This window comes from Cohnella soli, assembly GCF_042655525.1.
Classification (GTDB): Bacteria; Bacillota; Bacilli; order Paenibacillales; family Paenibacillaceae; genus Cohnella; species Cohnella soli.
This window is the reverse complement of the sequence record NZ_JBHSMI010000002.1, coordinates 61,586-75,145: the sequence shown is the minus strand read 5'-3', so window position 1 is coordinate 75,145 and position 13,560 is coordinate 61,586. Positions and strand designations below refer to the sequence as shown.

General features: G+C 54.3%; 10 protein-coding genes. 2 read left to right on the top strand and 8 right to left on the bottom strand.

The annotated features are described in order from the left end of the window. Positions 1-1,392, top strand: a complete 1,392-nt coding sequence (locus tag ACFPOF_RS00795) for an L-arabinose isomerase family protein (protein ID WP_378128653.1) — start codon at positions 1-3, stop codon at positions 1,390-1,392. A 51-nt stretch (positions 1,393-1,443) separates the two neighbouring features. On the opposite strand, the gene ACFPOF_RS00790 is transcribed toward ACFPOF_RS00795, so the two are convergent. Next, complete coding sequence (locus ACFPOF_RS00790) at positions 1,444-2,646, bottom strand: GNAT family N-acetyltransferase (RefSeq protein WP_378128651.1); 1,203 nt, start codon at positions 2,644-2,646, stop codon at positions 1,444-1,446. 330 nt (positions 2,647-2,976) lie between these two features. Next, complete coding sequence (locus ACFPOF_RS00785) at positions 2,977-3,741, bottom strand: sugar phosphate isomerase/epimerase family protein (protein WP_378128649.1); 765 nt, start codon at positions 3,739-3,741, stop codon at positions 2,977-2,979. A gap of 180 nt (positions 3,742-3,921) precedes the next feature. Between ACFPOF_RS00785 and ACFPOF_RS00780 the strand changes: the two genes are divergently transcribed. Beyond that, a complete protein-coding gene (locus ACFPOF_RS00780) occupies positions 3,922-4,662 on the top strand; it encodes a Bax inhibitor-1/YccA family protein (protein WP_378128647.1) in 741 nt (246 codons plus the stop codon). Between the two features lie 59 nt (positions 4,663-4,721). On the opposite strand, the gene ACFPOF_RS00775 is transcribed toward ACFPOF_RS00780, so the two are convergent. The 6 genes from ACFPOF_RS00775 to tpiA all read right to left on the bottom strand — a co-directional run bounded on the left by ACFPOF_RS00775 (position 4,722) and on the right by tpiA (position 13,550). Continuing rightward, positions 4,722-5,678, bottom strand: coding sequence for a sugar phosphate isomerase/epimerase family protein (locus ACFPOF_RS00775; protein WP_378128645.1), 957 nt, complete (start codon positions 5,676-5,678; stop codon positions 4,722-4,724). Positions 5,679-5,829: 151 nt separating this feature from the next. Beyond that, positions 5,830-9,144, bottom strand: coding sequence for an S-layer homology domain-containing protein (locus ACFPOF_RS00770; protein ID WP_378128643.1), 3,315 nt, complete (start codon positions 9,142-9,144; stop codon positions 5,830-5,832). Positions 9,145-9,243: 99 nt separating this feature from the next. Further along, entirely contained in the window at positions 9,244-9,726 is a 483-nt protein-coding gene (locus ACFPOF_RS00765) for an SRPBCC family protein (RefSeq protein ID WP_378128641.1), read from the bottom strand. Positions 9,727-9,913: 187 nt separating this feature from the next. Further along, positions 9,914-11,206 (bottom strand): phosphopyruvate hydratase, encoded by a 1,293-nt coding sequence (gene eno / locus ACFPOF_RS00760; RefSeq protein WP_378128639.1) that lies wholly within the window; start codon positions 11,204-11,206, stop codon positions 9,914-9,916. Positions 11,207-11,257: 51 nt separating this feature from the next. After that, positions 11,258-12,793 (bottom strand): 2,3-bisphosphoglycerate-independent phosphoglycerate mutase, encoded by a 1,536-nt coding sequence (gene gpmI, locus ACFPOF_RS00755; protein ID WP_378128637.1) that lies wholly within the window; start codon positions 12,791-12,793, stop codon positions 11,258-11,260. Between the two features lies 1 nt (position 12,794). Next, positions 12,795-13,550, bottom strand: coding sequence for a triose-phosphate isomerase (gene tpiA / locus ACFPOF_RS00750; RefSeq protein ID WP_378128635.1), 756 nt, complete (start codon positions 13,548-13,550; stop codon positions 12,795-12,797). Between the last annotated feature and the right edge of the window lie 10 nt (positions 13,551-13,560).

Genomic DNA, 13,560 nt, shown 5'->3' with positions numbered 1-13,560 from the left:
ATGACGATGCTCAAAATCGGTCTATTACCCTTATATATTAAGCTGTACGATGACAGCTGGCCGGAGCTCAGAACGCGGGTGGACGGCTTTGTGCAGACCATTTCCGACGAACTGGCCAATCGGGGATTGCAGGTCCATTGTTCTCCGGTATGCAGAATCGCGCCCGAATTTGCCGAGGCGGTTGCTTCATTCGAAGCCGAACAAGTCGATGCGATTGTGACGCTGCATGTCGCTTATTCTCCTTCCCTGGAATCGGCCAGCGTTCTCGCGAGCACCCGATTGCCCCTGATCGTACTGGATACGACGCCTACGTTCGACTTCAGCCCCACTCAACATCCGGACGAGATTCTTTACAACCATGGCATTCACGGCGTTCAAGACATGTGCAACCTGCTGATCCGCAACGGGAAAAGCTTCTTGATTGAAGCGGGGCATTGGGAGAAGTCTGACGTGCTGGACCGCGTCGCGGAGGATGTCAAAGCGGCGAAGCTTGCCCAAGGCATGAGGCAAGCTAAAGTCGGCCGACTGGGCGAAAGCTTCCACGGTATGGGGGATTTTGCGGTTCCGTCTGCCGTGCTACAATCGACAATAGGCATTGAAACGATCGCGCTCGATCCGCGGGACCCAAGCCTTCAAGCTTTCCCGATTTCCGAGGAACAACTGAATGCCGAGCTGGAGAAGGATAAGAACGACTTCCATTGGCACGACGTGAATCCCGACGTTTATCGCCGTTCGATTCGCGACTGCCTGTCGGTGCGTGCTTGGATCGAGCAACATAACCTGACAGCCTTTACAGTCAATTTTATGGACGTAACCGAGGAGTCGGCGATCTCGTCCATGCCTTTCCTCGAGGCAAGCAAAGCGATGGGCAGAGGCATCGGCTATGCCGGAGAAGGCGACGTATTGACGGCCGCATTAACAGGTGCGCTGCTGTCCGTCTATCCCGACACTTCGTTTACCGAGATGTTCTGTCCGGACTGGGAGCATAACAGCATCTTCTTAAGCCATATGGGCGAAATGAACCTTCGCGTAGCAGCACAGAAGCCCGATCTTCTGGAAAAGGATTTCCCGTTTACAAGCGCCGCCAATCCAGTCGTCGCATATGGTCGATTCCGCGGCGGAAAAGCCGTATATGTATGTCTGGCTCCGGGCAAAGATCAGTCGTATACTTTGATACTCTCGCAGGTCGACATGCTTGATGTCGAAGGCGACGACAGGATGAGGGACAGCATTCACGGTTGGTTCCGGCCTGCGATCCCCGTCTCCGATTATCTTGCCGCCTTCAGCCGACATGGCGGGATTCATCACGGGGTCATCGTCTACGGCGACGTCATCCGCGTCATGGAACGATTCGGCGAAATGATGGGCTGGCATGTTGTGAAAATTGGTTAACATCATCCGCTTCTTCGGCGTTTGCAAGCGCCGAAGAAGTTTTTTTCTTGTTTAGAAGAAATCCGCCAAATATACCGTCTGCTCAGGAATACGCCGTTCCAGCAACGCCGTCGTACGGTCGTCTCCGGTTATGCGCCCGTGCCGCTTCAGCATAGACGGCTTCCGGCCGCCGAGCAGCATCGCCGCCAACGCCTGAATGTCGCAGCTTATCGCTTCACTTGCCACACTGTTCTCGTCAACCGCCCCACCGTTATCATCTGTCACCCGCACGAGTTTCCCTGCACCGTCGCCGCTCCATTCGAGCCGGAACAGACCATCGTTCCACGGTGCTTGGGCGTCGGAAATTCGAAGCGTGACGTATTCCCCATCCACTCCCGGCGCCCACGCGTACTGACCAACGAAAGCCTCCGCGTCCACGATCCGCGACATGAAATACGGAATGATTTCCTGTTTGATTTTCGGATTGGGCAACAGGAATGGCAGCGGATCGTCAATCGGTGCGATCAGCGTCGCTTCATCGATCATCGAATCGTGGTTCGCGATATACGTCCATAACGCCACGCGCGCCTGCTCGGACGTATCCGCCCAGTCGTGCACCGTTAACTGACGGTTCGCAACGTCGTAGAACACGTATCCTTCCGGCTGCCCGCTTTCGTTCTCGTATACCGCCCAAGTGCCACTTTTCGCGAATATCCGCTCTTCCCACCACTCGCTATTTCGCGCCAATGTCCCGCTATACTTCGAGGCGTATGTCGAGTAGACGCGATCAAGCACGGCAAAATCCGGCTTTGCGACCCGCTTCACCGTTCCCGGCCCATGCAAGCGAGCGGGAAGCAGCCCTGTCGGAATCGTATACTTCTTCCGCTCCACCGTCATCTCCCAACCGAATTTGTGGTAAAAAGGAAACGAGAACGGGTACAGCATGCTGATCGATTGGCCATCCTTTTTCATCGTTTCCAGCGAATGAAAGAGGAGCTTGCTTACGCATCCTTGCCTTCTCGCATCCGGCCATGTTGCCACGCCCGCGATGCCGCCCATTGCCATCTTGCGTTCCTGTATCCACGTTTCAAGCGGAATGATGAGTGTCGCAGACAACAGCCTCCCGTCCTCGTCGAACGCTCCCCAATCACAATCTGGCCGATACTTGGATCTTCTAGTCTCCAATTCCAACTCGCTGAACCTCATCTGAAAGGCGAATTGGGAAAGCGCCATCCGCTCTTCGTAATCGTCCATGCGCAGTTGCCTGATTTCCATCCGTCCGTTCCTCCCCTATCTACGCTTCCGTCAGTTGCTCTCATCGTAACAGATTTGCCCCGACGAGCGCTATTTTCCGTATATTTAAAAGGAGCGACTGCACCGTCGACATGGCAATAAACCGCTCTCGGCTGGCCTTTTCCATGCTAATGCTGCAAAAACATCACACCACGCCACTGATCGAGTAATTCCGATGCTGTTACGATGTTTTTCATCGTTATTGAGGAGAACACGGCGAGTAATAGCCATTTGCTATCGAACCAAAATCAGAGAAATATGCCGAAATGCAAAAGCCCGGCATACGCCGGGCCTCAATGATCGTACCGTATGTTAGATCCAACCGCGCGCTTTGAACCACTCGAAATTGAGTTTCGCGCTTTCCAGGGAGTTCACGTCGTAACGCTCTTGTTCGATGATGACGTATTCGACGCCCGCTTGCTCGCATGCCGCGAGCGCGGAATCCCAGTCGACGGAGCCTTTGCCGATCTCCGTGTCCGTGCCGTCTTCTTTGAAATCTTTCGCGTGTACGACCGGCAACCGTCCGGCATACTTCTTCACATACGCCGCCGGATCTTGACCAGCGACCTTCACCCAACCGAGGTCGAACTCGGCGAACAACAAGTCAGATGATACACGATTGAACACACGGTCGATAGCAAGCTCTCCGTCCACCGGCTTAAATTCGAACGCATGGTTGTGATATCCGAATTGCAGACCGGACGCCGTAACGATTTTCGCCGCCTCTTCCAATGTGTCCGCCATTTTGTTCACTTCATCCACCGTCGGATTGTCGCCGAGTGGGTAATAAGGCACGATAAAACGTTTTATGCCGAGCTCGTTCGCGTACTCCACTTGTTTTTTCAAGTTATCCCAGATTGCCGGGTCGTTCACCGTCAGGCCGACATGCGCGGAATTTGCGTTCAAGCCCGCGTCAGCGAGCGCCTGGCGAACTTCTTTTGCCGAATGGCCGTAATAGCCGGCCAATTCTACGTTGCGGTAACCAATCTCGCCGATTTCCTTGATCGTGCCCAGGAAGTCTTTCTCGCTGCGGTCGCGTACGGAATATAACTGAATACCTACTTGCGGTTTGCTCATTGGCGAATCCACCATCCCTCGAATTAGGTGCTGATCTGATTTTTATTATAGACCTATCCCATTATTCCCACGAGCAAGAGATTTGTCTTCTTTATATGGGATTTTGGGCATGTCTAATACTGGAAGCCGATGATATAATAGAATAATGACATGAAAAATAAATCAAGAGGTGAATCTGGCGTGATAGGCCGCAGCGGCAATCCCACTTTGAACGACAATTCGTTCGAACGAACGAGACATTACGACGGTACGGAAAGAATGACGATCGAAGGCACGGTGAACAAAGCGTTCATTACCCTAGCGATCCTGCTGGGCGGCGCGTTCGTCTCCTGGTCGATGTACTTCAAAGGCGACAACGTCATGCCTTACGTGATCGGCGGCTTGATCGGCGGCTTGATTTTGTCTCTCATCATCAGCTTCAAACCAACATCGGCGCCGTATCTCGTACCGGTCTACGCTGCCTTTGAGGGCGTGTTCCTCGGCGCGATATCGGCCAATTACGAAGCCCGCTTCGACGGCATTACTTTGCAAGCTTCCTTGCTGACGATGTGCGTATTCGTCGCGCTCCTGCTCGCGTACAAAACCCGCATCATCCGTGCGACGGAAAACTTCAAGCTCGGCGTGTTCGCAGCGACGGCCGGCATCGCGCTCGTATACTTGGCAAGCTGGATTCTCGGCATGTTCGGCGTGACGGTTCCTTATTTGCACGATAGCAGCCTGATCGGCATCGGCATCTCGGTCTTTATCGTCGTTATCGCGGCACTGAACCTCGTGCTCGACTTCGACTTCATCGAGAATGGCGCACAACAAGGCGCTCCGAAATATATGGAATGGTACGGCGCGTTCGGCCTCATGGTCACCCTCGTATGGCTGTACCTGGAAATCCTTCGCTTGCTTGCGAAAATCGCCAGCCGGGACTAATATGTCTTGTAAAAAGACCGGATATCGCGTACGACGCGCGTATCCGGCCTTTTTGCATTTTATCGCAGTATGCGCGACAACAGCTCTTCCTCGCGGGATCGGAAGTAGGACACCGACTTCAAGACCATACTGTCTAACAGTTCCGCGTCCGGCTTGCCGTACATCGCGGGGTATGGATCCCCGCCAGGTCCAAGCGGCTCCGGCGTCACATACTTCCCTTCCTGATTAAAACCCATGACGTATAAAGCCATAATGATCGTATCCAAGTCCATCGAGCCTTCTCCGAGTGCACCGCGATTGCTATCCGCCAAATGCACGTTCAAAAGACGTTCTCCCGCGTGCAGCAGCGCTTCGCCGATATGCGTCTCTTCCGTTTGCATATGGAACACGTCAGCATTAATATGCCGGACTCCCGGGTGATCGACTGCATCGATATAGGCGTGTGCCTCAGCGATCGTATGAACCAGGCTGACTTCGGCGGAACGTATCGGTTCGATCGCCGCTTTCACGCCATACTCCGCGAAGACATCCGCCACGCGGCGCAGCGTGTCAACGCTTCTATGAAACTCCATATCGTCGTTCCTCGCAGGACGGCCTACCGCCCCTGGAACGACTAACAAATAAGAGCCTCCAACCGCGGATATGAACTCGACTTCTCTCCTTATGTAATCGATCGCCGCTTGACGATGGATTGCCCGGTTGCTGGATAAATCATTATCCGGCGAAAATATTCCGCAAACACCGGATACTTTCATCCCGTGTTCCTGCAAAATGCGGCGAGTTTCATCGGCGTCATAGCCAGTATCCGGACCATGATGGTTACCGTGGAGCTCAATGTATTCGATGCCGGCCGCACGTAATCTTCGCGCCGACTGCTTCAGCTTTTCCACGCCGAATCCCCAGTTGCTCCATGAGAAGTTCAGTCTCTTTTGCAGCCGTTCCGGTTGCTTATTCGCCAGCTCCAGAAAAGCATTGCGAATGCTTTCGTTTTTACGTTCGAAATGTTGAAGCGCCATGTTTATCTCTCTCCCCCACCGTATCGATACTTCATAATCCCAAATTTATCGAATATCATCAAGAACCTTTTTCCTTATCCTTGATTAAAGACGCACACTCCGCAAAAAGAGACGGATCCAGGTATACCGCCTGAATCCGTCTCTTTTGTATTTATTCCAAGACAGGCGCAGATGCCGCTTGAATGGCGCCGTACGCCCAGTGGCTCGCCGGCACGTCCTTATAGCTCGGCATTCCGGATAGCACCGGCTTCCGGCCGATAATCCGGTTGATGATAACGACCGCCTCGGCGCGGCTCAGCGCTTGACCCGGACGGAACGAACCATCTTGGAAGCCCGACATTATGCCAGAGGCTTGCGCCGTTAGAATCGAGGCCTCCGCCCAATGACCGGAGATATCCTTGAACCCGTTGCCGTTGTTTACTTCGGCGCTATTGGCGCCTCTATTGACGATTGCGGCCGCGATCATCGCTATTTCCGCGCGAGTGACCGGTTTGTTCGGGTTAAAGCTGCCATCCGGCTCCCCCCTCATCAGGCCGAGCTTCGCGACTTTGGAGATCGCTTCTTTCGCCCAATTCATCGCGGGAACATCCTTGAAAACAGTCACTGAATTCGTTCCTTCGCCCGGAATAACCTTCGCTAATATCGAGGCCAACTCGGCTCTCGTGATCGTTGCGTTAGGCTTGAAAGTTCCGTCGGCATAACCCGCAAGGTAAGGTGTCTGCTTTGCGCTCGATTGAGCGTCGCGGTATGCCTGCATGCCATCGACCTTCACAACCGCGAACGTGCTGAATTTGCTTACATCGAATGTCAAACCGGATGAGACGCTTCGCGGCAATATCCATTCGGTCGTGCCATCGCTATGATCGACGTATATGCCAAGCTCCGACCGATCGCTCTCGCTTGTCGCTGGCAATGTTATCGTAACCGGACGATCTTGCAAATTCGTCCCGATATCCACCGGCACGCCGATGATACGGAGCGCACCATGCCCTGCCTTGTTTCTAACTCCCACGTTGCCGTCCGCTCGTTTCGCGAGCTCGTCCTGTTTGCCTTTACTTCGGACGGGAGCGAAATTCAACTCGATCGGCCCTTTGACATCTTTCCAAGAGCTAGCAGGAATCGCAAGGCTTACACCGTTGACATTCAAGCGTAACGACAATCCACGCTCCGCCAAGAGCAATACTACGTCCGCCGGAATCGTCACTTTCGTCTCATCCACGATGCTTTCCGTATCCGGAATCGTCAAACTCAACTCTCCCGAACCTTTAAGCCGATCCGCCCATTCGGCAAGTCGATCTTTGCTTAGCTCCAACCGATCGCTCGCGCGTCCGCCGGCATCAATCGTGCGTGTCAGCGGAAGCTTTCCGAGCACGGTTCCGTTGCCCGTTACTTCCAGTTCGATGATGGTCGTTACGTGCGGGGCTCCATTGCTTCCCCCGATCGGGCCAAGAACAACTTGCTTTGCGCTGAACGCTGATACCGCAGCGTTCAGCGCAGCCAACGCGCTATCGACGTCGGATTGGCTCGCTAACGGATCGTCCAGCACGCCTCCGGCAGCGTCGATCGCATTTTGAAGAGTCGCTTTCGAGCCTCCCGGATACTGCCCATTCGCCTGCCCTTCGGTCGCGGCATCGTGTTTATCTTGCGCGGTATTAACCGCCGTTTGCAGCGCCGTTAGGTTAACGTGGATCAATTTCGACTCGAATGCCGTTACCTCAGCGTTCAACGACGTTATCGCGTTATTGACCTCGATCTGGCTGGCGATAAGATTTTGCTTTACATAAATAGCCTCGTTAATAGCCGTTAGAAGATCGGCCTTTGAGCCTATCGGGTATTGTCCGTTCGCACCGCCTTCGACCGAAGCTACGAAAAGCGTCTCGGCGGAATTGATGGCGTTAATTAACGCCGCTTTCTCGATTGGCGCAGGCATTGCCACGCTTAGCCGGTCGCTTTCCGATTTCTCCCCCGTCTCGTCCGTCACGGTAACGTATGCGTTCGATGCCGCGATACCATTCAGAATGTCGATTCGTACCGTTCCTCCCGCGATCGCGCTCGTGCCTCTTCCGATTTCGCTGCCGCTCGTAGGCGCATCGTAGACTTTGACGACTCCTCCCGCAGGTACATGATCGACGAACAACACGTCCGCGCCGTCTCGATTATTGATGATACGGACATCTGACGTATCCGGCGTCGGCGTTTTATCCATTGCCGTCAGCGTAAGTCCTATGAACGAGTAATTGTTGACGGGAATTAGGTTCCCATCCAAGATCGCAATAAACGCGCTAGCATTCGACGTCTCGTTGGCCGGTAACTTGATTTCGTCTCCGCCAGCCGTACCGGACATCGTTAACGTATAGGATTTCCCTGTTTCGAAGTTGTGGTCGAATACGAACTGGAGCATATCGCTGCCGATGACCAGCGAATTATTTTGAGGTGTTAACGAAACGCCATCGGTGTTGTTTATTAGCTTGAAATCGGTATACCGAATGGAAGAACTGTTCAAAATCGGCACGTTGCCTGCTGCGCTCGGCAAACCGATCTGAAGAATATAAGCGGAGTTTCTGGAAGGCGTGAACGTTAAGATCGGATCGTTCGGCTTGAGCGCGTAGCCCGATTTCATTTTTACGTTCATAACCGGCGTCGATTGAAACGGACTGGATGGCTCGGGCATTCCGTTCGTGAGCTCGAACTCGCTTGGACTTAGCAAGTTACCCGCGCGATCCTGGAACACCGTTGAACCGGCGGTTCTTTGAAACGTTATTTTTTGCCCGTAGGAGATCGAAGATTGAGTAACGATTATTAATCCTCGCGGTTCGCCGATAATCGCCGAAACGTAAACGATTGTCGCGGGTACGTCATCGATCTTCAGAACGAAATCCGACGCTGTCACTTCCGGCGGTTCCACGCCCTCTTCGCCGCTCCAAAAAGGCTCGCTGAATACAACGGCCGCGCCGTTGCCGCTCATGCTGCCTTCGGCAACGACGGGAGCCGTCCGATCGAGCGTAATCCGAGTCGTATGCTCAGTCGTGTAATCCGACGTACCGTCCGTGTAGCGAATCTCATAATGAATATCGTACTCCCCGTCCTGGCTCAATGCGTTCAGGATATGCGTATCGAAATCCACCTTGAAAAGGCCTTGCGCCATGTCCGTATCGTACATGACGATGCCTCCTCCTCGCGTTGCCTCCCAAGCTTCGTTCAAGCCATTCCAATAGCGGCCGTCACTGATCCGCTGGATCACGAAATTCGCCTGAGTCAGCGTATAGCCAACCTGCACGATAGTCTGCAATTCCAGATGGTCGAGTACACTCACCGCGCTTCCGTTAACCGGCAACGTACTTGTAACCGTCACGGGATCTGCCGCTTCGGCCCGAGTTCCGGCGGAGGCGAACAACCCGACAACCATCGCTATAGCAACAATTAAACTCTGAAACGATCTTCTTTGCGCTGATCTTATCCCCAACATCGCTCTACCTCTTTCATGGGCGTATTAGCATTCACTCTGCGTCATCCCCCATGCTAACAGCGCTCACTCCCAAAATACTCCCAAGCCGGTCGGGGTCATTCATCCGGCCGCTGCCCCGCGTCTCCGTATCAATTCCCGCTCAAGACTCTCGAGACCTTTTTCCATCGCCCAGTAATGATTCGATCTGAATATCGGCTTTAGCACCGGAGACAGCAATTTAAGCAGCAATCTCTCAGCATTGACGTACCAATCGAATCGTACATTCACGTATTCCCCGTCCTGCTCGAACTTCCAAGTGCCATGGCCGGCCAAGTCCCCGGATGCCTTAAGCGACAAGGAATATGGCGCGTTTTCAGCCGTTTTGCAGGACCTCCAGCGCAGCTTGTAAGGCAGCTTGCCTTTCGAGAGGATAGCGTACACCTCGTTCCCCGTCTCCCTGTCGGTACCTGCTGTCTGAATATCCAAATAGACGTCCGGCCACCAGCGCTGATAATCCTTGAAATTGGAGCATACGTCGTAGACTTCTCGAATGTCTCCCTTGATCCGCCATTCCGTTGGCATACAATACTCATTTGCACCCATCGTTTTCCTCCCGCTCTTGATATCATGACTTGCCTGGTGATCTGCACCGCCACCTCGACCATACCTATTTTTTAAGATAACAGCGCTCACTCCCAAAATACTCCCAAGGAACACGAAAAAAAGACCGAACCATGCGTCGATCGCAATGGTCCGGCCTTTCGGCTCCGGTGGTTCCCGGTATGGAAGCTTACTTGAAGTTCTTAAGGTTGTAGAACGCTTTTTTGCCCGCGTAGGAAGCCGTCGTTCCCAGCTTGTCTTCGATGCGGAGCAGTTGGTTGTATTTCGCCACGCGATCGGAACGGGAAGGTGCGCCCGTCTTGATCTGACCCGCGTTCGTAGCGACAGCGATGTCGGCGATCGTGCTGTCTTCGGACTCGCCGGAGCGATGGGAAATAACAGCCGTGTAGCCGGCGCGTTGCGCCATCTCGATGGCGTCGAACGTCTCGGTCAAGGAACCGATTTGGTTAACTTTAACGAGGATGGAGTTGCCGATGCCGTCTTCGATGCCTTTGGACAGACGCTCGGTGTTCGTTACGAACAGATCGTCGCCGACCAGTTGGATTTTGCCGCCCAATTTCTCGGTGAGCAGTTTCCAGCCTTCCCAATCGTCTTCGGAGCAGCCGTCTTCGATCGTGATGATCGGATATTTGTCGGCCCAGCTAGCGAGCAAGTCAACGAACTCTGCAGGCGTGTACGATTTGCCTTCGCCTTCGAGGTGGTATTTGCCGTCTTTGAAAAACTCGGTGGAAGCAACGTCCATGCCGAGGAATACGTCAACGCCCGGTTTGTAGCCGGCTTTCTCGATCGCAACGAGAATGGTGGAGAGCGCTTCTTCGTTGGAAGCGAAGTTCGGAGCGAAGCCGCCTTCGTCGCCCACTGCCGTGTTCAAGCCTTTGTCTTTCAGAACGGATTTCAGTGCGTGGAAAATTTCCGCGCCCGTACGAAGAGCTTCAGCGAAAGTAGGAGCGCCAACAGGCAGAACCATGAATTCTTGCACGTCGACGTTGTTGTCCGCGTGAGCGCCGCCGTTGATGATGTTCATCATTGGCACAGGCAATTTCTTGGAGTTGAATCCGCCCAGGTAAGCGTACAAAGGCACGTCCAATGCTTCGGCAGCCGCGCGAGCAACAGCGATGGACACTGCGAGGATCGCATTAGCGCCCAATTTTGCTTTGTTCGGCGTGCCGTCCAGCGCGATCATTTTGTTGTCGATCTCGACTTGATCAAGCGCGTCGTAACCGATGATCTCGGGCGCGATGATCGCGTTCACGTTCTCGACCGCTTTCAGTACGCCTTTGCCCAGGTAACGGCCTTTGTCGCCGTCGCGAAGCTCTACCGCTTCGTATGCGCCGGTGGATGCGCCGGATGGCACGATCGCGCGGCCAAGAGCACCGGATTCCAAACGAACTTCGACTTCAACCGTCGGGTTGCCGCGGGAGTCAAGCACCTCGCGTGCGTAAACGTCAGTAATGATCGTCATGAGTAACACTCCTTAATGGGGTTTAAGTTTAATGTGCTATCGGCCGGAGCGTTAGACGATTAACGTCTTGCCCGTCATTTGCTCAGGCTGAGGCAGTTGCATAAGCGTTAGAAGCGTCGGCGCAACGTCCGCCAAAATGCCGCCTTCGCGCAGCGAGTGACCCGATTGCGTAACGATGCACGGAACCGGATTCGTCGTATGCGCCGTAAACGGACGTTCGTTATCGTCGATAACCATGTCCGCATTGCCGTGGTCGGCGATAATGACGCACACTCCGCCTTTGCCCGTGACCGCTTCGACGACTTTACCGAGGCATTCATCCGTCGCTTCGACCGCTTTGATCGTCGGCTCCAGCATGCCGGAGTGGCCGACCATGTCGCAGTTGGCGAAGTTCAATATGATTGCATCGTGATGGTCGCCCTCAATCTCCTTCAAGAGCGCGTCCGTCACTTCGTAGATGCTCATCTCCGGCTGCAGGTCGTACGTGGCGACCTTCGGCGAATTGATGAGAATACGCGTCTCGCCATCCAGCACGTGATCGCGCCCGCCGCTGAAGAAAAACGTAACGTGCGGATACTTCTCCGTCTCCGCGATACGAAGCTGCTTCTTGCCGTGCTGCACGAGCACTTCGCCGAACGTATTGTCCAGCTCTTTAGGCTTATACGCGACAAAACCGCCTACGGTTTCCGCGAACAGCGTCATGCAGACGAAATACAAGTTTTTCGGGAAACGATCGCCGCGATCGAAACCGCGGAAATCCTCGTTCGTGAATACGTTCGACAATTGAATCGCGCGGTCCGGACGGAAATTAAAGAATATAACCGAGTCTTCCGTTTCAACCAGTCCGACCGGTTTGCCGTCCGCACCGACGATAACCGTCGGTACGACGAACTCGTCAAATACGGATTTCTCGTAAGATTCCTTTACCGCTGCAATCGGATCGATCGCCGTTGGGCCGTCTCCATACACCATAGCACGGTACGATTTCTCGACACGGTCCCATCGCTTGTCGCGGTCCATCGCATAATAACGGCCCTGAACCGTCGCGATGCGGCCGACGCCGACTTCCTCGATTTTTTTCTGCAGATCGGTCAGGTAGCCTACTGCGCTATCCGGAGAAACGTCGCGGCCGTCAAGGAACGCATGAACGTACACGTCGTTCAGGCCTTCCTTCTTGGCCAGATCCAGCAGTGCGAACAAATGCGCAATGTGGCTGTGCACGCCGCCGTCCGACAAAAGGCCATACAGGTGGAGCTTCTTGCTGTTATCTTTTGCATGCTTCACAGCGCCGAGAAGCGTTGAGTTTTCGAAAAAATCTTTGTCGCGGATCGATTTGGAAATGCGGGTCAAGTCCTGATACACGATACGACCGGCGCCGATGTTCAAGTGACCGACTTCGGAGTTGCCCATCTGGCCCTCCGGAAGTCCGACCGCTTCGCCGCTCGCCGTTAGCGTCGTATGCGGGTACGTGTTCCATAGCCGGTCGAAATTCGGCTTGTTCGCTTGCGCGACGGCGTTGCCGTGCGTGTTTCCGCGAAGACCGAAACCGTCGAGGATAATGAGCGCTACCGGTTTAGGTGCAGTCATCTTACTTCGCCCCTTCGACAAGCGCTACGTACGAAGCCGGCTCCAAGCTCGCGCCGCCGACAAGGGCACCGTCGATGTCGGATTGGCCGAGGTATTCGGCAACCGTGTTAGGCTTCACGCTTCCGCCGTATTGAATACGTACTTTCGCCGCAGCTTCCTCGCCGAATTGCTTGGCGACAACGCCGCGAATGTAGGAGATCGTCTCGTTCGCTTCCGCGGACGTCGACGATTTGCCCGTACCGATCGCCCAGATCGGTTCGTAAGCGATAACCGTAGTCGCAACTTGCTCAGCCGTCAAACCGGCAAGTGCGCCTTCCGTTTGCACACGAACAACATCGTTCGTCGTGCCCGCTTCGCGCTCTTCAAGCTTCTCACCGACGCAGACGATCGGTACGATGCCGTGGCGGAACGCAGCGTGAGCTTTCTTGTTCACGATCTCGTCCGTCTCGCCAAAATATTGACGGCGTTCGGAGTGACCGATGATGACATAATGAACGCCGAGGTCTTTTAGGAACACCCCGCTAATTTCGCCCGTGTATGCGCCGCTATCTTCGAAGTGCAAGTTTTGCGCGCCGACTTTGATCGACGTGCCTTTAACCGCTTCGACAAGAGCCGGCAGCGCCGTGAACGGCGCGCAGATGACGCTTTCTACGCCTGCGACTTCTGCTTTGCCTTTCACTTCGGAGACGAAAGCCGTCGCTTCGCCGACCGTCTTGAACATTTTCCAGTTGCCCGCAATAATCGGAGTTCTGCTCATAGTCTCACCT

Excerpts from the sequence above, each read along its gene's own strand:
- tpiA (WP_378128635.1), bottom strand. The coding sequence starts at position 13,550 with ATGAGCAGAACTCCGATTATTGCGGGCAACTGGAAAATGTTCAAGACG.
- ACFPOF_RS00770 (WP_378128643.1), bottom strand. The coding sequence starts at position 9,144 with ATGTTGGGGATAAGATCAGCGCAAAGAAGATCGTTTCAGAGTTTAATT.
- ACFPOF_RS00765 (WP_378128641.1), bottom strand. The coding sequence starts at position 9,726 with ATGGGTGCAAATGAGTATTGTATGCCAACGGAATGGCGGATCAAGGGA.
- eno (WP_378128639.1), bottom strand. The coding sequence starts at position 11,206 with ATGACGATCATTACTGACGTTTACGCACGCGAGGTGCTTGACTCCCGC.
- ACFPOF_RS00785 (WP_378128649.1), bottom strand. The coding sequence starts at position 3,741 with ATGAGCAAACCGCAAGTAGGTATTCAGTTATATTCCGTACGCGACCGC.
- ACFPOF_RS00775 (WP_378128645.1), bottom strand. The coding sequence starts at position 5,678 with ATGGCGCTTCAACATTTCGAACGTAAAAACGAAAGCATTCGCAATGCT.
- ACFPOF_RS00795 (WP_378128653.1), top strand. The coding sequence starts at position 1 with ATGACGATGCTCAAAATCGGTCTATTACCCTTATATATTAAGCTGTAC.
- ACFPOF_RS00790 (WP_378128651.1), bottom strand. The coding sequence starts at position 2,646 with ATGGAAATCAGGCAACTGCGCATGGACGATTACGAAGAGCGGATGGCG.
- gpmI (WP_378128637.1), bottom strand. The coding sequence starts at position 12,793 with ATGACTGCACCTAAACCGGTAGCGCTCATTATCCTCGACGGTTTCGGT.